Below are 19,629 nucleotides of genomic sequence, written 5' to 3' on the forward strand. Positions count from 1 at the left end.
ACTGAAGCCGACATGAAGAGTTCTTCATCTTCGCGGTTCAGCAGGCACGGTCGACCGCACCGTGGACGGCGTCGGACTCCCGCTACGCAGGACGACGGCCCCGTCCGCCACGACGCTCGGGCGGCGGCCCGCCATGATCCAGGGAACGACGAGATCCGTCACCGCACGCCGGGCGTCCACCAGCAGCCGATGGCCGTGGTCGGGGAAGGTCACCGTCACACAGTCAGAGAGCAGCCTCGGCAGCAGCTGCGCCCGGTCGGCGATCTCCGACCGGGCGCCGTACAGGCCGAGCACCGGAATCGGGAAGTCGGCCAGCTCCCGCTCACTCAGCAACGGCCCGGCAGGCACGTCGGCGACCAGCGTCGTGTCTCGCACCAGGGCGCGCATCGCCTCGGCCTGTCGCAGGCCGACCCGGCCGCGACCCGCGCCGAGCCGCTCGACGGCGTCGGGGGCCGTCATCTCCGTCGCCATGTCGTGCAGCACCCGCGCCATCCACCCCGACCAGGACTCGGTGGGCGGCTCGGTCTCCACGGCCGTCACCGACACCACCCGCCTCGGGTGGGCCGTCGCGTAATGGAAGACCACCGTCCCGCCGAAGGAGTTGCCGACGAGCTGGACCGGGCGATTCTGCCAGCCGAGGTGGGCGATCACCGCTGCGAGATCGGCGCCGAAGTCGTCCAGGCGATACCCGGTGGGCGGCCGCTCGCTGTTCCCGTGGCCACGCAGGTCGTACATGGCGACCTCGGCACCGGCCCGGACCAGTGGTGAGCCGATCGTCAGGTAGTAGCTGGCCAGGCTGTCGACCCCCATGCCGTGCACGCAGACCACCGCGGGCTGCTCCGGCCGGGGTTCGGCAGGTGAGAGCAGTTCCAGATTGCAGCGCAGGCCGCTCAGCACGGCAACGGCCATCAGGTCGCCGCCGCCGCGAGCCTGCGCACGATGTACTCGACCAACGAGCCGACCGTCAACGCCGACGTGTCGGCCAGCCTGCCTTCGACGACCAGGTCGACGAAGTTCACTCGCGTCTCGTACACCGTCGTGAGCCGGGCGAACACCGTGACCAGATCCACGCTGGAGAGGGCCAGATCCTCGCGGAGGTCGGTCGTCATGGTGATCTCGTCGATCTCGGGGTCGATCCGGGGGCAGGCCTGGATGATGCCCGAGATCACCTCGGCCAGCACCTGATCCGCGTCGACGGCGAGGTGTCCCGTCATGTCTTCTCCTTCACTGTCCAGGCGACCACATAGCGTGGCGCTGTCTCGAGTTGTCGATCCGTGCCGGATTCGTCGATCATCGCGGTGCGTACGCGATATCTGCGCGAGGCAGGCTGGTGCTGGTCGATGCCCGCAGCGTCCGCTCCCGCACGCGGGCGGTCGTCACCTGCGGGCTCACCACTTGCGGGCTCGTCGGCTGCGATCTCACGGTCACGGCGGTCGCCGTCCAGGCCGCCCACCGTCACCTCCAGGTCGCCGTCCGGCCGGGTCCGCACCGCGAACCGACGAGGACCGCCGGTCAGGCCGGTGCCCTCGGCCTTGGCCACGGCCTCCTTCGCGGTCCAGAACCGGGTGAACCACACCTCCGCCGACTCGCCGGTCAGCCCGACGAGATCCGCGAGCAGTCCGCGTTCGACGGGGTCCAGAGCCAGTTCGACGGTCGCATCGGATCGCGGCAGTACCTGCTCCACGTCGATGCCGACCTGCGTGTCGCCCGGCTCGGCGATGGCGACCGCGATCGTGCCGCTGTGGGCGAGGGAGAGCGACAGCTCCGGCAGCGTCAGGCCGTGCAGTCCCGTCACGTACGGCCTGCCGCTCGCCTCATTGGCCACTCGGATCTCGGCGGGGAACACCCCGTCGGTGCCGACGGCCCGCAGCCGGTGTCGCACCGCGTCCTTCGCCGCCACCCTGCCGAGCAGCCACTGCCTCCTGACCCGCAGGGGCCGCTCCAGGTACTCCGCCCGTTCCTCGGCGTTGAGGACGCCGCCGAGCACCATCTGCCGGGTGGGCAGATCCGACCACTGCTCACGCAGCAGCACCCAGCCGCCCGGACGCGGTTCGGAGAGCAGGTCCCGCTGCGGATTGCGCAGGTACTCCAGGGTCCGTCGATTGTCCGCGAAGACCCGATTTCGCCAGCCGATGATCTCGACGATCAGCTTGCCCGCCACCGTGAGGCGCAGATCCGCGACGGACTCGGTCTCGCTGATCGAGGTCAACTGGGCGATGCAGTCGACCCTGGTACCCGGAGCGGGGAACGGCGCGTGGTAGCGGATCGAGTCCGCAGCCATCGGAAGGGTATGCCTACTCACCGTCGGACTCTGCTGAATCCAATAGCCGAGCAGCTGGGCCGCGCTGTCCAGCAGTACCCCCGGCACGTCAGAAGCGGTGAGCACCCCCCTGATGTGACGCTCGCCGACCGCCAGGATCTCGCTGACCTTGGCGAAGACCGGTCCGTGGAACATCAGCCGTTCGGTGTAGAGCTGCTCGGCGCGATGCCAGGGCTCCGACTCCGCCGGAGAGCGCAGCGTCATCGGCGGTGTCGCTGCGGGGTAGTCGTCGGCGACGGTGACGACCGCCTCGGCGTGACCGCTGACCTCCACGCGATAGCGATCAGTCTCCAGCGCGGTCGCGACGAGCTGCACGTCGGTCGGTGGTGCTGCGTTGATCAGTCGTCGCAGCCGCAGCCCGCTCACCTCGACGACCTGGCGGCCGGGACAGGCCTGCCGGACGAAGTCGACGATGTGCGCCACGATCCCGGTGGCGGGCAGGACCGACTGTCGATCGCGGTCGTCCGGCCAGCCGGGACGCTGCCGGTAGAAGCAGTGATCCCGGAGATGCGGCATCGTCTCGGTGGACACCGTCAGCATCGCGGTGATGTCGGTGCCGCCCTGCGCCGCCCGAGCCTGCGCCGTGGTCGCCACCAGACCGGTCTCGCGGGCGAGGGCCTCGGCGGCGCCCGGCGGCTGCCCAGTCGGCTCCTGCTCACTCGGCGACGGCGGCAGCGGCGGCAGGAGGGTCGGGGCGGCGGACGGGGTCGCGGTGGCCACCGGAGCCCCGATCGCCGGATGCTGCCCCGGAGCAGGCGAGCGGACGACTCCGTCCACACCGGAAGAGTCGGTGGCAGGCGCCCCGGCCGCGACCGAGGAGAGTGCACCGGGACTCGACGACGTCGCCGAGGCACCGGCCTGCGGTTGCTCCGGTGCCGAGCCGATCGGGACGGCGGAGGCCGCAGCCACCGGTCGGTCGTGGCTCAGGGAGTCGAGCACGGACGCGGCCCACTCCGCAGACTGCTCGATCTCACCGAGCAGGGCGGTCAACTCCGTCGCGGAGGCCGTCGTTCCCGCCGGTCGACCGCCGATGCCCGCCGCAGTACCGATGCCTGCCGCAGTACCGATGTCCGCCGCACTGCCCGCGCCAGGAAGAACTGCCCGGTCGAAGAGGTCGCGAATGGCGGCCCGGCCCTCGGCCCGCAGTACCAACGGCTCCGGACCCAGCGCGAGCGGCACCGGAGCGAGGGAACGGGTCGACGACGGCGGTGTGTCCGTCACGGGCCTGCGCGCCGTCGGATAGCCGTCTGCCCAGAGCGCGGCCAGTACCCGGCGGAGCTGTGGCTCGGCGTCGCGACCCTTCTGCGCAGCGGAGATCGCGAGATGTTCGCGTTCGCCCAGGATGTCGTCGACCAGCGCAGGCACCTGTCCCATTCCCGGCTGCACGAACGCCCGAACGCCTGCCGCGTACATCGCCTCCACCAGCTCGGTGAAGCGAACGGCCTCGACGAGGTGCCGGATGATCAGCTCTCTCGTCTGCTCGGTCTCGGCGGGGAACGGTGCGGCGAGCGTGGCCGACCACACCTCGACACTGGCGGGGCGCAGCGTCGCCTGATCGACGTAGGCCTTCAGGCGTTCCGCCAGCGGCGCGAACATCGGGGTGTGTGCACCGGTCCGAAACGGCAGTGCCCAGGCGATGAGTCCACGATCGCGGCAGGCGGCCAGGAACGGCTCGACGTCCTGGGCCGGGCCGCACACGATGGTCTGCCGAGGGCTGTTGTCATGCGAGATCACCAGACCGGGATAGGCCTCGATCAGCGTGCGGACCTCGCCGACCGGTTCGCCGACCAGGACGAACGTCAGGTCCATGAGCGTGATGTCATCGCGCTGGACGGCCTCGACCAGCGACGCGGTCGCATCCTCGCCGATCACCCCGGCGCTGGACATGGCGTTCCATTCGCCGAGGCTGTGACCGGCGATCGCGTCCGGCACCACCCCCTCGGCACGCAGGCCTCGATCCAGCTCTCGGCCTGCGCCGAGGATCTCGAGCATGCGGGACATCGGAGTGGACGTCTCGGTTTCGAAGCCGGTCACCGCCTCGCTGTCCAGGCCGGGGAAGACGAAGGCGAGCCGCCCGGAGCAGGCTGGCCCGAGCAGCGGTGTCGGAGCGAACCAGATGTCGTTGCGGCCCCGCCAGGCCCGGCCAGCCGCGATCACCCGGCGGGCGAAGGCCAGTCGTCTCGGTGTGGGGTCGACGATCGCCAGCCTGCACGGTCCGCCTGCCGACGTCTCGGCCTCCGGTGACAGCCCGACGCGCAGCACCTCGGCGTCGTCGGCCTCGAAGAGTCGCGCCATGGCGGCCGGATCCGAGGCGACGAGCCGCAGGGTCCGCTCGCCCGCTCCGGCGTCCTGGGTGCGCGTGATCGCGGCGAACCCGGACCGGCCGACCGAATCCGCCTCCTGCTCCAAGACGACGTGGGCGTTGATTCCGCCGAAGCCGAAGGCGTTGACCGCGGCCCGACGTGGCACGCCTGCGGGCGACTCCCAGGGACGTGCCTCCGCCAGGGGTCGGAACCGGGTCGCGGCGAGGTCGGGATGCGGCTGGTCGCAGTGCAGGGTAGGCAGCTGAACCCCGTGATGCACGGCCAGCGCGGCCTTGACCAGTCCCGCGACCCCGGCGGCAGGCATGGTGTGGCCGATCATCGACTTCACCGAGCCGATGACCGCCGGATCGCCCGCAGCGGGGCCGAAGACCTCGGCGAGGGTGCCGATCTCGACCGTGTCGCCGACGGGGGTCGCCGTGCCGTGGGCCTCCAACAGGCCGATCGAGTGCGGCGAACTCGGATCGATCCCCGCTTCGCGCCACGCCTGGCGGACGGCGCGCGCCTGGCCCGCGATGGTGGGGTTGACCAGACTGGACGACCGGCCGTCGCTGGCCAGGCCGGTGCCTCGGATCACCGCGTACACCCGGTCGCCGTCCCGGCGGGCGTCGGCGAGGCGCTTGAGCACCACGACCCCGGTGCCCTCCCCGATCAGCGTGCCGTCGGCCCGCCGGTCGAAGGGCCGGATGTGCTCGCTCGACGACAGGGCCTGCATCTGGGTGAAGACACTCCAGAACGCGATGTGGTGCGAGTGGTGGGAGCCCCCGGCGAGCATCAGATCGCAGCGGTGCCGCTGCAGCTCGCCGACGGCGTGGTCAACGGCGATCAGCGACGAGGCGCACGCGCCGTCGACGATGTAGGCGGGTCCCCGCAGATCCAGTCGGTTCGCGACGCGGGAGGCCATCAGGTTGGAGACCACCCCGATCGCGTTCTCCGGTTGCTCCGGACGCTGGCCTGCTCGAACATGGCGTGTCAGCTCGGACACCGCGACGTCGTCGAGCTCGGGGAAGATCTCGCGCATCATCGACGCGAACTGCGCGGGTCTGGTGATCCGGTCGCTGCGGTCGGTCTGCCTCGTGGACACATAGCCGCCGCGACCGAGGACCACGCCCACACGATCCCGATCCGGCAGCGCCCCTTCACCGCCCGCGTCGGTGATCGCGTCGGCGGCGACGCTGAGCACGATCAGATGATCGGGCTCGGTGTCGGCCACCGACATCGGCGTGATTCCGAAGCGGGAGACGTCGATCTCGGCGAGGTCGTCGATGAAGCCGCCCCGCCTGCAGTACATGGCGTCGGGGCGGGTCCGGCCGACGGCGGCGGGGTCGTAATAGTCCTCGCCCCAGCGGCCCGGCCGGACCAGGCTCGTCGCGTCGACTCCGTCGACCAGGTTGCGCCAATAGGCGTCCAGGTTCCCGGCCTGCGGGAAGAGCACGGCCATGCCCACGATCGCGACGCCGTCCGCCGAGAGCGTCACGGATTGACCCAGCCCTGCGGCGCGTACAAGACCGAGCGAGCGGTGGGGTCGCCCCACAGCAGTTCACGGGTCAGCGCGTCGACACCCGCGTCCGGGTCGATCATGTCCAGCCCCTGACGCGCGAACTCGCGACCAAGCTCGTCGGAGACCATCCCCCGATGCACGCCGTCGGGCACCCACGGTCCCCAGTGGACGGTGATCGTCCTGGCACCCGTCCGCACCGCATAGGCGTTGCCGAGGGCCTCCAACGCGTCGTTGCCCGCCGCGTAGGCCGCCTGGCCGCGATTGCCCAGCACGGCGGAGATGCTGCCGAACAGCACCACGAACCTCGGTGACCTCGGCAGCGTCGCGAGCGAGGACAACAGCGTCGAGGCGCCGGACACCTTCGTGTCGTACACCCGCCGGAACGCGGCGCCGTCGGTGTGGGCCAGCAGCCGGTCCTCGATGGTGCCCGCGCCGAACACGACGCCGTCGATGCGGCCGTGCCGGGTGTACAGCTCCTTCACCAGCTGGTGCACCGACTCCGGGTCGAGGACGTCGAGCTGGTGGTAGGACACGTCCGCCGAGGAGCGGCGCAGCTCCGTGAGCGTCGCGTCGACCTCGCGTCGGGCCAGCACCGCCCTGGCCGCCGCGTCCACCTCCGCCGGGGAGCCCACGGTGCCGCTGGAGGCCAGTGCGGCCCGTAGCCCGGGGAGGTCCGTGACGCCCGCCGTCGCGGCGGACTCCGGCGTCGTCGACAGCGCGGTGCGGCCTGCGAGGTGCACCTTCGCCCCGCCCGCGGCGAGCGCGGTCGCCGAGCGGGCGGTGATGCCCCGGCCGCCGCCGACGACCAGCAGGACGGCGTCGTCGTCGAGGCCGAGCAGCCGGGCCTCTCGCCTCGCGTCCGCGCCCGGCCCCGCTCCCGTCGTCGCGACCAGTCCGAGGTCGGCCCGGATGGGCAGCTGCGCCCGGCGGGTCGATCCGTCGAGCCGGATGACCGGCGGGTCCGTGCGGCGTTCGCCCAGCAGCTCGGTGAGCACCGAGGCCGCGATCTGCGCCGGGTCGGCGGCGGACGCGAACTCGATCAGCCGGACGACGGTCTCGGGGTACTCCCGATCCACGGTGCGCATCAGGCCTCGCAGCCCCGCCGCATTGACCGTGGCCGTCCGGTCGTCGTCATCGGCATGACTCAGCAGCGCGAACCACTTCGGCGGCCGGGCCAGCGCGGCCTTGACCGGACCGAACAGATCGGGGAGCACGGGATCGCCGATGTCCACCGCGTCCAGTCGGATCACTCCGTCGGCAGGCGGCTCCCCGTCGGGCATCCGACCGCCCGCCGTCCCCAGGAACACCGAGCACCCGTGCCGTTCCAGCAGGCCGTGCAGCTCGGTTCGCACCGCACCGGGCGCGCCGAAGACCGCGAACCGGGCGCCCGCCAAGGCCTGCGGATCGACCTCGGTGAGCGAGGCCAGCTCGACGGCGCCCCACACGTGCCGCACCGGCTCCCGGCCGGACGGAGTGGTCTCGATCGGCCGAGCGGCACTCCGATCGTCGCTCGTCGAGACGCCGTCGGCAGGGTGTCCGACCAGCGGGGTGCGGTCCTCGAGCGTGTCCGGGGCCGTCGGGCTCGCCGCGACCATCGACCGCCGTTGCGGATCAGTGATCGCGATGTATCCGGCAGGCGAGGAGTCGCCCGATCCGGCGGGGTCGAACGCGGCGGGGTCGAAGCCGGTGCGACGAGACGTGGCGAGGTCTGCTCCTTCCGGGGCTGCGCCCGTCGAGGGCTCGCGAGACGCGGACCCTCCGGTGATCGCCGGTTCGGTACCCGCCGGTTCGGGGCTCACCGAGCCGGCCTCGCCGTCTCGGCGCCGGGTCAGCCAGGCCGCGATCGCGACCGTCGTCCTGGCCTTGGCGAGTTCGTCGACGTCCTCCTCCGGCAGCGCGTCGACGTCGAGGCCGAGCCGGGCGATCAGCTCGCCCGCGATCTCGGTCCGCTTGATCGAGTCGATGCTGAAGTCGGCCTCCAGGTCGAGGTCCGGATCGATCAGATCCACCGGATAGCCGGTCCGCTCGCTGATCACCGTCAGCACCAGCGCATGGACGTCGACCGACGCGGGCGGCACCACCGGCTCGGTCGCGGGCACGGCGGCCGCCGGGACGACCGCCGTGAGCGGGGCCGAGGGAGCGACCTGCGCCTGCCCGACGGCGGAGACGACAGCGGCGGGACCGGCCTCCGCCGTCCCGACGGCGGCGGGAGCGGCGGCGACCGAGGCGCTGCCGACCGGTGCAGCAACGATCACGGGCGGAGCCCAGGTGACGCTCGGCGGTGCGGCCGGTCCGGCAGCCGAGCCTGCCCCGAGATAGGTCATCAGCACGTCGCGCTGCGCGGCGAGCATCTCCCGGCTCGACCTGAGGAAGTCGGTGACGAGCCGCTCGGCATCGCCTCGGGGTGCTGGGTCGCGTTGGATGGTGATGACGTCCTCCTGGATACGTCGGGCCGGTCGAAGCCCGTCGGGAAGGTGCGCGCCCTCGATCGTGCGGACCGAACGCCCGTCCACGGCCCAGCCGGGGCGCTGCGGCGGGACGTCACTCGTGGTCCCGGCTCCGGGCCCGATGAGCGTTCGGAGGTTCGCGGCGACCGCGCGGTCGCCCGCCCGCGCACCCCGCACCGCAGCGGCGGGCGTGATGACGCGGGCACCACGCCCGGCGGTCAGCCCGGCGGCGCGCACCGGGACGCCCGCCACGGCGAGCCGGGCCAGCAGGACGAGGAAGCCGCCGAGGCCGGGGCGCGAGTCCTCACCGGACGCCGCCAGATGCGGTCGGTCACCCAGCACCGCCGCCGTCAGACGGGTGAGGACGGTGCCCGGCCCTGCCTCGACGAAGACTCGGGCGCCTGCCTCGTACATCGCCTCGATCTGGTCCGCGAAGCGCACCGGGGCCGCGAGCTGCGCGGCGAGTTCCGCGCCCACCCGGGCGGGGTCCGCCGGGTAGCGGTCCGCGGTGCGGTTCGACCAGACGGGAAGCTCCGCCCGCCCGAACCGCCGATCAGCCAGCGCCGCACCGAATGCGCGACTCGCCGGGTCCATCAGCGGGCTGTGAAACGCGCAGGCGACCGGGATTCGCCGGGCGCCGAGTCCCGCACCGCGCAGCGCGACGACGGCCTCCCCGATCGCCGAGGCCGGACCGGAGACGACGGTCTGGGCCGGGGCGTTGTGATTGGCCACCACGACCTGCCCGGCGAGGGCGGCCGCCTCGAGCACCGAGGCCGTCTCCGCCGGACCCGCCGACACCGCCGCCATCGCCCCCTCGACGTCGCGGGCGGCGTCGGAAACCGCCTCGGCCCGCTGCCGGGTCACCGTCACCAGGTCGTCCGGGCTGAGCACCCCGGCGACGCACAACGCGACCAGCTCGCCGTAGCTGTGGCCCGCGACCATCGTCGGGACGACGTCGACGCGCTGGAGAAGTTCGGCGACGAGCAGTCCCGTGCCGCCGAGGGCCTGCTGCGCCACGGTCGTGTCGGTGACGGCCGCGCGCTGGGCCTGTTCGACGGCCTCGGTCAACGGCGCGGGCGGGTAGACGACGCAGGCGCCGTCGGGCACGCCGCGCAGATGACGATGCAGTTCGGGGAAGGCGATGAGCAGCGCGGCCAGCATGCCGGGACGCTGACTGCCCTGTCCGGGGAAGAGCAGCGCCACCTCCGGCGGCGGGCCGGTGCGCCCGAGTTCCGTGGCGCGGAACAGTCCCGAGGCAGGGTCGTCCTCGCCCGCCGAGGCCCGCCCGACCAACTCGGCCAGCTCGTCGAGGTCCGAGGCGACCAGCGCGAGGCCGACCGGACGATCGTGCTCGTCCTGCCAGGCGGCGGCGGTGGCCGCGAGGTCCCGCAGGCTCCACGGCCTGCCCGCCCGATCGTTGACCTCGAGGTGCTCCCGCAGCCGCGTCAGCACGCGCTGCAGCCCGGCCTCGTCCGCGGCCCGGAAGAGGAACAGCTCGGCGGGCCACTCCGCACGGCCGGAGGCGGGCGGCGGCCCCAGCGGATCGGCACGCAGGACCGCATGGAAGTTGATCCCGCCGAAACCGGAGGCACTGACCGCGCCCGCCCGCTCGGCGGCGGGAACGGGCCACGGCCTGGCCCGGCCGCTCAGGGTGAAGGGGCTCGTCTCGGGGTCGTAGGCGACGTTGGGGCTGCGCACATGGAGGGTGGGCGGCAGCACTCCGGTGTGCAGGGCCAGCGCCGTCTTGACCAGGCCCGCGAGACCGGCCGCGCACTTGGTGTGCCCGATCTGCGACTTGACCGAGCCGAGCGCGGTGCCGCCCACCCGTGCGCCCGCCGCACCGAAGACTGCGGTCAACGACGTGAGCTCCGCCGCGTCGCCCGCCACCGTGCCGGTGCCGTGCGCCTCGATCATGCCGACCTCGGCGGGGGACATCCCCGCCTGGGTGTAGGCCCGTCGCAGCGCCCGCTGCTGACCTTCCGCCCTGGGTGCGGTCAGCCCGAGCGCACGGCCGTCGCTGGCGCTGCCGACGCCCTTGATCACGGCGTAGACCCGGTCGCCGTCGCGGCGGGCGTCGGCCAGCCTCTTGAGCGCGACGCAGGCCGCGCCCTCCCCCAGCACGATGCCGTCGGCAGTGCTGTCGAAGGACCGGCATCGGCCGGTCGGCGACAACGCGCCCACCGAGGAGAACATCAGATAGTCGGAGATGCCGTTGTGCACGTCGACCCCGCCGCACAACACCACGTTGCTGGTGCCCTCGACCAGTTCCTTGCAGGCGACGTCGAGCGCGGCGAGCGAGGAGGCACAGGCGGCGTCGACGGTGTAGTTCATCCCGCCGAGGTTCAGGCGGTTGGCGATGCGCCCGGAGACGATGTTGGCCAGCCCGCCGGGGAACGAGTCGCCGGTGAGGCGCGGCAGCGCGGCATCGAGTTCGGCAGGGACGTCGGCGAGGTAGGCGGGCAGCAGCGACCGCATCGCGAGGGCACTGCCCAGGTCGCCGCCCGCCTGGACGCCGAAGACCACCGAGGTCTTCCCCCGGTCGAAGTCCCGGTCGCCGAAGGCGTCGACCAGCGCGGCCTCGGCGACCGTCAACGCCAGCAGCTGGGCGGGGTCGATGCTGGCCAGGGCGGCGGGCGGGATGCCGTGCCGGATGGCATCGAAGGGGACGGGCGGCAGGAAGCCGCCCCATTTGGAGACCGAGCGGCCGTCGCCGACCACGGCGTCGGATCGGTGGAACAGCGCAGGGTCCCAACGATCGTCGGGCACCTCGACTACCGAGTCCCGCCCCTCCAGCAGATTCACCCAGAATCGATCGAGGTCGGGGGCGTCGGGGAAGACGCAGCCCATGCCGACGACGGCGATGTCCAGCGGTCGGGCTGTCTCGGTCTCCGACGGCTCGGCACCGGCCGAGAGGCAGGCGGCGCGCTCCCGGCGGAACTCCTCGGCGCCCGAGGTCACCGCCTCGTGCAGGTCGGCCATCGTCGTCGGCTCGGAGCGCAGGACGGCGGCCTGACCCGCCATGAACAGTCCGTCGCGGAGCTGTTCGTCGGCGTCGACGCGGGTGAGGCCCTCCGCCGTCCGGCGGACGCTCTTGGCCGCGATGCGCAGTCGACCGACGTTGAGCCCCTCCAGCTCCGCCCAGATCTGCCGCTCCGGCACGCCCTCGGCGACGAGCCGAGAACGCACGGCCCCGAACTCCTCGGCGAACGGCGTCGCCAGCGCGCGGGTCACATGGCCGGGAGCGGACTCCAGCAGCTCGGTGCCCTCGGCCACGAGCACCTGCTGCTGGAAGACCGGGGTGACGGCGCCGTGGGTCACCGCCTCCTCGGTGCACAGGTAGGCGGTGCCCATCAGCACGCCGACCTCCACACCCAGCGAGGTCAGCGGGGCGGCCAGCGCGGCCACCATGGCGGCGGATCGGTCGTCGTGCACCCCGCCCGCGAAGAGCACCGCGATGTCGGCGGCCTGCGCCACGCCCGCGCGGAGCTGATCGAGCAGCACGCCGACCTGCGCCTCCCACAGCGGGAAGCTGTTGCGCGGTCCGATGTGTCCGCCGCACTCGGCACCCTCGAACACGAACCGCCGGAGGCCTCGGCCGAGGTACTGCGTCAACAGCGTCGGCGAGGGGACGTGGACGAAGGCGCGGACGCCCGCCTCCTCCAGCGCGGCGGCCTGCGAGGGCCTGCCGCCCGCGATGATCGCGTGGGTGGGCCTGATCTCCCTGATCACGTCGAACTGGGCCGTGCGGACCTCGTCGGGGACGAATCCCAGGACGCCGACCCCCCACGGCCGATCGCCGAGGGCGTCCCTGGTCTGTTCCAGCAGCGCCCGGCTCCGCTCCCGGTCGGCCAGGGCCAACGCCACGAAGGGCAGCGCGCCGTTGGCTGCGACGGCGCCAGCGAAGCCCGCCTGATCGCTGACCCTGGTCATCGGCCCCTGGGCGATCGGCAGTCGGGTGCCGAAGGCGCCGTCCTCGTAGGAGACCCGGGCGGGCGGCGGCTCGACGGCGGCCTCCATCGTGGCGGCGAGCACCGCACGAACGGCCGTGCCGACGTCGCCGTAGCGCTCGGCGAACACCGAGGCCAGCCCACCGTCCTGACCGATCGGGAGCGAGTCCGGCGGCGGCGAGGCGAGCCGAGGAGCAGCCGAGGACGAGGCCTCGGACTCCCGCAGGGGGCCGGGCGCGGAGCAGGCGGCCGGTAGATCGACCGCTGCCGGGTCGTCCACTGCCGAGGCGGAGTCGACCGGCGGCGCCTCGACGGGCCGGGTCGGCTCGACGGCGGCGTTCCGTCCCGCACCGGGCGGCGCGAGCGAAGCGGGCAGGAAACGATGTCCTGCCCGGTACACCGACTCGGAGCCGTCCAGCCGCCGCAGCCGCGCGGCGACCGATGCCGACGTCTCGGCCTCCGCGAGCAGGGCGAGCTGGACGTCCAGCACCACCCCCGCCGCGCCTGCGGTGAGCGCGGCGGCGGCGGTGCGCGGGCCGATCCCGCCGCAGATCCACAGCGGCAGGCGGAGATCCGGCTCGGCCAGCAGCCGTTGCAGGAGGATGAGGGAGCTCAGCTCCCCCACCCGGCCGCCCGACTCGTTGCCCCGCAGCACCAGGCCGTTCGCGCCCGCCCACGCGGCGCGACGTGCCTCGGCGATGTCGGTGACCTCGACCAGCAGCCTCGGTACCGCCCCGCAGGCCGGGAGCCGGTCCAGCGCGGGCAGATCGGCGATCACGAGGTCGACGCCCACGAGCATCTCGGCGTCCAGCACCGTCTCCGACGACACCCGGACGCCCCATGGGCCTGCGGCCCAGTCTCTGGCCTTGGCCAGCGCCGTCCGCGCCCGGCCGACCCCGGCGCCGAGGTCGAGCACTCCGACACCCCCGGCCCGGCTCACGGCGCTCACCAGTCGCGCGCTGGGTGCGCCGAGTGGAGTGACCCCGATGATCGCTGCGTCGTCGAGCACTGTTCTGACCCCCGCCGTCCGGCGATTCTGCACTTCCCGGCGCGAGACCCGGGCGAGCAACGGCTCCGCACCCGGCGGCACCGGATTCCCGCCGGATATACCCGGCGGTTCAGCAAAGTACTCGACGTCAGATTCGGAACACAAAATTCTACGCCAGCCACCACTCCATCGAGTGATAGTTCGTGATTTTGAGTGATATAACCCCCCTCTTCCTCGGCTTTTACCGACCCGATAGATTGGCATCTGTCCGCAGCGCGGCATCCCTCGCGTTCACTCCGAGAACCCACGACCCGTCTACATCGCCACCCCGAGAAGCCCGCCGTGGTCTCACCACGGACCCGATAATGCGTGTTCCGAACAATGTCGCAGGTCGCGGATGCGAAGTACGGCGCATTCGTCCGGAATCATTCCGTGATCTGGTGGTCGAACCATTCCCGAGACCGACTCCTCGCGTGGCGAGTGGCGGTCTTCGTCGAGCCGCGCCGCCGGCAGGCGCCCGGTTCGCGGCTCGCGCACTCCGCTGTCTGCGGCCGGTTCCGACGACGCAGGTCGGCGGGCGGCAGCGTCTCGGGCGGTCTGCACCCACTTGACGTGGGGCGCGCACGCGGCCAGCCGGCCGAGCGATCACGGCCAGGACGTCCCGGACGGACGCCGGAACCGACCGCAGGCGTCCCTGGTGTCGGGTCGATCACCGTGTCAGCTGATCTCCGGCTGGGTACCGGGCAGACGACCGCACTCCGACGTCACGGATTCCAGGAGGCACCCATGATCGCCATCATCGCCGCAGTGCTGTTCGGGCTCGCCCTGATCCTCGACATCGCGGGCGCCTCACTCGGGTTGGTCAGCAGTGGACTGCTGACGACCGCAGGCCTGTTATGTCTGGCCCTGCACCTGGGCGGTGTGGGCTCGAACCGCCGGGCCCGACGACGGTGAGCCTCGTCGCGACGGCCGTCTCGGCCAGGAGGCAGCCGACTCGTCAAGTCGAGACCCCGGACCCGAATTCGGGTCCGGATCGGGCCGCCCGCCAGGGCCGTCAGTCCAGGCTGTCCCGCGCATCGGCGAAGAAGCGCTCGACGCCCTCCGCCACGGTGACCCGCCCGTAGCCGATCTCCTCGTCGATGCGGATCAGGGTGCGCTCCACGGCCGAGCCGCCCGGCGGGGGCGGCGGCGGGGTGTCCCGGACGTGCTCCTCGATCGAGGTCTCGTATTCGCCCACGAGACCCGCCGGACCCGCCAGGTCGACGTTCTCCTGCTGAGCCACGGTGGCGGGCATTCCCCGGTCGGCCCCGAGCAGGGCGGCGGCCTCGGGATCGTTGACCAGGAAATCGATCAGCATCGCCGCCTCCTCCGGATGCTCGCTGCGAGCGGAGACGCCCATGAGTGCCGAGGGCTTGAAGTAGGTGCCGAGTTCGTCGGTGCCGGTGGGCATCGGTCCCAGCGCCAGCGGCGAGCCGTAGGTGTTCTCGGTGCTCAGCATCAGCGTGTCCCAGCCGAACTCCGAGGCCGACAGGCCGTGTCCGAGCGGCGTGACCGTGTCGCCTGCGACCACCCGGTCATGCGGCACGACGAGCCCGCGTTCCTGGAGGTCGACGACCATCTCCCAGTACTCGGTGAGGTCTGCCTCCTCGAATCCGAGGTCGCCGTCCTCGGTGTAGAGGCTGGCCCCGCGCTGGGCGAGCCAGTTCTCGAAGAAGGTCAGGTGCTGGCTCCACGAGGTGGTGGGGAACCGCTCCTCGCCGAGATGTGCCTGGAGGGTCTCCAGCGCGCCCTCGAAGTCGGCCCAGCTCCAGCCGACCTCCGGCGGCGCCAGGCCCGCCTCGGCCCAGACCTCGGGGTCGTACTGGAAGGACAGCGAGGTGCGGCCGACCGGCACGGCGAAGTACTCGTCGCCGACCCGGCCCGCCGCCTCCATGCCCGGCAGCAGCTCGTCGACGGCGATGATCTCGCCCTCGTACGGCGTCAGGTCGCGCAGTAGCCCGCGCTCGGAGTACTCCCGCAGGTAGCTGTAGTCGATCTGCATGACGTCCGGCGGATTGCCGCCCGCCGCCTCGGTGGCCAGCCGCTGCCAGTAACTGCCGAACTCGGCGAACGACGTGGCGACGGTGATGCCGGGATTCTCCCGCTCGAACATCTCCACCGCCTCGGTGAGCAGTTCGGCGCGTTGATCGTTGCCCCACCAGGTGTAGCGCAGCTCGACCTGACCGTCGTCGCCACCCGAGCCGCATGCCCCCAGCGCGAGGGCGAGGACGAGAGCCGCTGCCACCGAGGTTGGTCGTCCGCGTCGAGAGCGGTGGATCATGAGCACCTCCGAGTCCGCCGACGGATGCCGAGGCCCGCAGCCGAGCGACGACCCGCCCGTCGTTCTCGCACGTTAAGCGAGAGCCGCGTCACAGCGGCCGTCGCCGGCCGCAACCGGCCGACGCCGGCCCGGCCTCGTCGCAGGCGTTGAGTCCCGCCGGACGGGCCGATACCGTCGAGGGAAAGCGTTTCCCGCAGTTCGGCGGGATCGCGAGGTCTCGATCGACGCCGCGTCGATCCCTGCCCGGCGGCGACGCTGCGGCAGCCGAGGTGAGGAGCGCGCCACGTACCGCCCAGGAACCACCCTCATCCGCGCCGCCGTGATCGGCACCGGCAACATCGCCGACGGCAGGCATCTGCCCGCGCTCCAGGACGCGCCCGACGTCGAGATCGTCGCCGCCGTGGACGTCGATGAGGATCGAGCCCGCGACTGCGCCGCCAAGTGGGGCATTCCGGCGTCCTATTCGGACGTCGAGACTATGTTGACGCGGGAACAGCCCGATCTCGTCGTCATCTGCACACCGCCCGCCCTACACCGGGAACAGGCGGTCGCCGCACTACGCGCGGGCGCCTGGGTGTGGTGTGAGAAGCCGCCGTGTCGGTCGCTGGCTGAGTACGACGAGATCGCGGCTGCCGAAGGCAGCGATCAGACTCAAGCTGCCGAAGGCGACTGTCACGCTTCGGCTACCGAAGGCGACGGCCACGCATCGGCTGCCGAAGGCGACGGCCACTCCCCGGCAGGCCCGTACGCCGCCTTCGTGTTCCAGCACCGCTTCGGCTCCGGCGCCGAGCACGCCAGGAGCCTGATCTCGCAGGGCAGGCTCGGTGCGCCGTACGTGGCGCTGTGTCAGACCACCTGGTACCGCGACGATGCCTACTACGCCGTCCCGTGGCGCGGCCGGTGGGACACCGAGGGCGGCGGACCCGCGATGGGCCACGGCATCCACCAGGTGGACCTGCTGTTGGAGCTGATGGGCGACTGGGTCGAGGTGCGAGCGATGGCGGGTCGACTCGCCAGGGACGTGCAGACCGAGGACGTCTCCACCGCCTTGGTGCACTTCACCTCCGGGGCCATGGGCTCGGTGATCAACAGCGTGCTCTCGCCGCAGGAGGCGAGCCGCATCCGGGTCGATCTCGCCGATGCCACGGTGGAGTTGGCCCACGTCTACGGCTACACCAACGACGACTGGACCTACACGCCCGCCCGGCACGTCACGGCGGAGCAGGCCGAGGGCTGGGGCACGCCTACCACCGACGAGACGGGTTCGCACGCCGGTCAGCTCGCCAGCCTGCTCGCCGACATGCGGGCCGGTCGCAGGCCGAGGTGCAGCGGCGTGGACGGCAGACGGAGCCTGGAGTTCACCACCGCGATGTACAAGGCCGCGGTGACGGGACGTCCGGTGCGCGCGGGCGAGATCGTCGAGGGCGACCCGTTCTACACCGATCCCAGCGGCGGTCGCACCGACTGGACACTCGCCGCACAGTCGACCGGCTGAATTCGACCACCGTCACCCGGCGGCGGCGGTCGAGCGCGAGACGCGGCGGTGTCGCGGCAGGCGACATCCGAAGACGACAGGAAGAGGACGACGAGCGTGGGCATCCTGCACGTACGGCACGACCTGGGCGCGGAGATCGTCGTGGAGGCGGCGGGCGTGGCGATCCTGTCCTACGTCTACCGGCCCGACCCGATCGCCTTCGAGGCCCCCAAGCCCTACTGCCATCCGCTGCGGACGCTGGCGGGCGACGTGGTGACCGACTACCGGCCCAACGACCACCGCTGGCACAAGGGACTCCAGCTGACAGCGTCGCACGTCTCCGGCGACAACTTCTGGGGCGGCGTCAGCTACGTCCGCGACGAGGGATATGTGGTCAAGGACAACATCGGCCGGATGCGGCATGACGGCTTCGACGCCGTCGACGCTGCCGAGGACCGACTCGACCTGGTCGAGCGGCTCACCTGGATCAACTCCGGCGAGGAGACCTGGGCGAAGGAGGTCCGTCGCATCTCCGTGCACGACGTCGACGTCGAGGACGGCTCGTGGACGCTGACCTGGCGCAGCACGATCACCAACGTGCGGGGCGCTGATCTGCACTTCGGCAGCCCCACCACCGAGGGCAGGCCGATGGCGGGCTACACCGGGCTGGCCTGGCGCGGGCCGCGCGCCTTCCGCGACGGCACCGTGCTCACCGCAGGCGGCCTCGACGCCGCAGGCGTGATGGGGCAGCACGCGGACTGGGTGGCGTACTCGGGCGAGCACGACGAGGTCGACCGGCATTCGACGCTGGTCTTCCAGGAGGGGCCGCGCAATGCGGCGACCCCGGCGCACTGGTTCGTCCGTTCCGACCCGTTCGCCGTGGTCAACCCGAGCTGGGCCTTCTACGAGGAGCTGGCGCTGCCACCCGGCGCGGCACTCGATCGGGAGTACCGCGTGGTAGTGGCCGACGGCGCCTGGACCTCGGAGCGGATCGCAGACACGCTGGCGGCGAAAACCTGGTCCTGACGGCGAGTCAGGTCGCCGCGATGACAGCCTGACGGTCGGACGCGCACGAAGACGACCGGCCGGACCCGAACGAGAGGAGACGACATGACCGCCGAATCGAGTCCGTATCGGGACGGGGACGCCCTGCTGCTGCCCGGCGGCGTGGGAGTGTCCCAGCTGGACGTCTACGACTGGCCGACCGCGGACGACAGTCATGGCGGCTCGCCGCACATGCATCTGACCTGTATGGAGGCCTATGTCGTCGTCGGGGGCGAGGGTGCGGTGCAGACCCTGACGGCAGGCGGGCAGCAGGAGAGCGAGCTGCGGCCGGGGACGACGCTGTGGTTCACGCCGGGCACCATCCATCGGCTGATCAATTCGGCGGATCTGCGCATCGTGGTCGTCATGCAGAACAACGGGCTGCCCGAGGCAGGCGATGCGGTCTTCACCTTCCCCCCGGAGATCCTCGACGACCCGGCGGCGTACGCGCAGGCGGCGACGCTGCCCAGCCCGGCGGTCGAGGGCCATGCGGCGGCCGAGGCGGCGGCCAGGGCCCGACGAGACCTCGCCATCGAGGGCTTCGGTCGGCTGCGGGACGAGATCGCGGCGGGACGGGACGAGGCGTTGCTCCGCTTCCACGAGCAGGCGCTGGCCCTGGTGGGCGGCAAGCTCGCCGACTGGGAGCAGCGCTGGCGGGCCGGTGCACTGGCGGAGGCCGAGCGCACCGGGGCGCAGCTCGCCGCGTTGAAGTCGGGGGACGTCTCGCGGCTGCGGGCCGCCGAGATCCGGCAGATCGTTCCCCGTGATGACCGCAGACTCGGGATGTGCGGCAGGCTCACCACCTACCCGGTGGAGCGCGCGAACGAGGTGGGCGGCACGCGGCCGGACGCAGGCTGACCGGCTGATCCAGGAGCGGGCGCGCCGCCCGCCCGGCGGGCAGGCGGCGGCTCGGGCGTCGGCCCGCCGCAGCGTCTGCGGGCCGGGCGGGAAGCGGCGTCCGGGCGACCCGGCGGGATCGGTCGGTGCCCGAGTCCGGACCACGGCGGTGTCTCATGCAGCGATCCGGGTCCGGCCGGTCGAGGCGCGCGCCCTCGGCTCGTCCGACGACGAACCCGCGCGGCCGGACCGGGAAGCGCCACCCGGCAGGGCATGGCCCGGCGCGCGGCGTGCGCGGTGTGCGGCGGCTCGCCCGCCGAACGCTGGGCTGCGACCGGCAGCGGAGATCCGGGCACGGCGAGGCCACGCCGTGGGGACTCAGCCACGTCGATGGAATGGCGCGGAGCAGCCGTCAGGAAACGCCGCAGCC

9 protein-coding genes are annotated in these 19,629 nt (G+C 72.3%); 4 read left to right on the top strand and 5 right to left on the bottom strand.

Translation table 11 applies throughout. The features are described from left to right. Positions 1-24 precede the first annotated feature (24 nt). From UA75_RS22340 to UA75_RS22355, 4 genes are read right to left on the bottom strand one after another with little or no spacing between them, the layout of a single operon-like run. Positions 25-909: an alpha/beta fold hydrolase gene (locus UA75_RS22340; protein ID WP_075741923.1), complete on the bottom strand. Its 885-nt coding sequence runs from the start codon at positions 907-909 to the stop codon at positions 25-27. Continuing rightward, the gene (locus tag UA75_RS22345; protein WP_075741924.1) at positions 909-1,214 is read right to left on the bottom strand and encodes a hypothetical protein; all 306 of its coding nucleotides are present in this window, start codon (positions 1,212-1,214) and stop codon (positions 909-911) included. Before UA75_RS22345 ends, UA75_RS22340 begins: the two co-directional genes overlap by 1 nt. Next, positions 1,211-6,118, bottom strand: coding sequence for a type I polyketide synthase (locus UA75_RS22350; RefSeq protein WP_157434370.1), 4,908 nt, complete (start codon positions 6,116-6,118; stop codon positions 1,211-1,213). Before UA75_RS22350 ends, UA75_RS22345 begins: the two co-directional genes overlap by 4 nt. Then, positions 6,115-13,545 (bottom strand): type I polyketide synthase, encoded by a 7,431-nt coding sequence (locus tag UA75_RS22355; protein ID WP_075741926.1) that lies wholly within the window; start codon positions 13,543-13,545, stop codon positions 6,115-6,117. Before UA75_RS22355 ends, UA75_RS22350 begins: the two co-directional genes overlap by 4 nt. Before the next feature lie 765 nt (positions 13,546-14,310). On the opposite strand from UA75_RS22355, the gene UA75_RS34080 reads away from it, so the two are divergent. Then, positions 14,311-14,478, top strand: coding sequence for a hypothetical protein (locus UA75_RS34080; protein ID WP_198042813.1), 168 nt, complete (start codon positions 14,311-14,313; stop codon positions 14,476-14,478). A 100-nt stretch (positions 14,479-14,578) separates the two neighbouring features. Here UA75_RS34080 and UA75_RS22365 read toward each other — a convergent pair whose 3' ends face one another. Continuing rightward, on the bottom strand, positions 14,579-15,808 hold the full coding sequence (locus UA75_RS22365; RefSeq protein ID WP_198042814.1) for an ABC transporter substrate-binding protein: 1,230 nt from the start codon (positions 15,806-15,808) through the stop codon (positions 14,579-14,581). Between the two features lie 355 nt (positions 15,809-16,163). Here UA75_RS22365 and UA75_RS22370 point away from each other — a divergent pair, with 355 nt between their 5' ends. The 3 genes from UA75_RS22370 (at position 16,164) to UA75_RS22380 (ending at position 19,220) form a co-directional block, all read left to right on the top strand. Continuing rightward, entirely contained in the window at positions 16,164-17,339 is a 1,176-nt protein-coding gene (locus UA75_RS22370; RefSeq protein ID WP_232251109.1) for a Gfo/Idh/MocA family protein, read from the top strand. Between the two features lie 96 nt (positions 17,340-17,435). Further along, positions 17,436-18,344: a PmoA family protein gene (locus UA75_RS22375; RefSeq protein WP_075741929.1), complete on the top strand. Its 909-nt coding sequence runs from the start codon at positions 17,436-17,438 to the stop codon at positions 18,342-18,344. Between the two features lie 84 nt (positions 18,345-18,428). Beyond that, positions 18,429-19,220, top strand: a complete 792-nt coding sequence (locus tag UA75_RS22380) for a cupin domain-containing protein (protein WP_075741930.1) — start codon at positions 18,429-18,431, stop codon at positions 19,218-19,220. Positions 19,221-19,629: the final 409 nt, after the last annotated feature.

The organism is Actinoalloteichus sp. GBA129-24 (genome assembly GCF_001941645.1).
Taxonomy (GTDB): Bacteria; Actinomycetota; Actinomycetes; order Mycobacteriales; family Pseudonocardiaceae; genus Actinoalloteichus_A; species Actinoalloteichus_A fjordicus.

Excerpts from the sequence above, each read along its gene's own strand:
- UA75_RS22345 (WP_075741924.1), bottom strand. The coding sequence starts at position 1,214 with ATGACGGGACACCTCGCCGTCGACGCGGATCAGGTGCTGGCCGAGGTG.
- UA75_RS34080 (WP_198042813.1), top strand. The coding sequence starts at position 14,311 with ATGATCGCCATCATCGCCGCAGTGCTGTTCGGGCTCGCCCTGATCCTC.
- UA75_RS22380 (WP_075741930.1), top strand. The coding sequence starts at position 18,429 with ATGACCGCCGAATCGAGTCCGTATCGGGACGGGGACGCCCTGCTGCTG.
- UA75_RS22340 (WP_075741923.1), bottom strand. The coding sequence starts at position 909 with ATGGCCGTTGCCGTGCTGAGCGGCCTGCGCTGCAATCTGGAACTGCTC.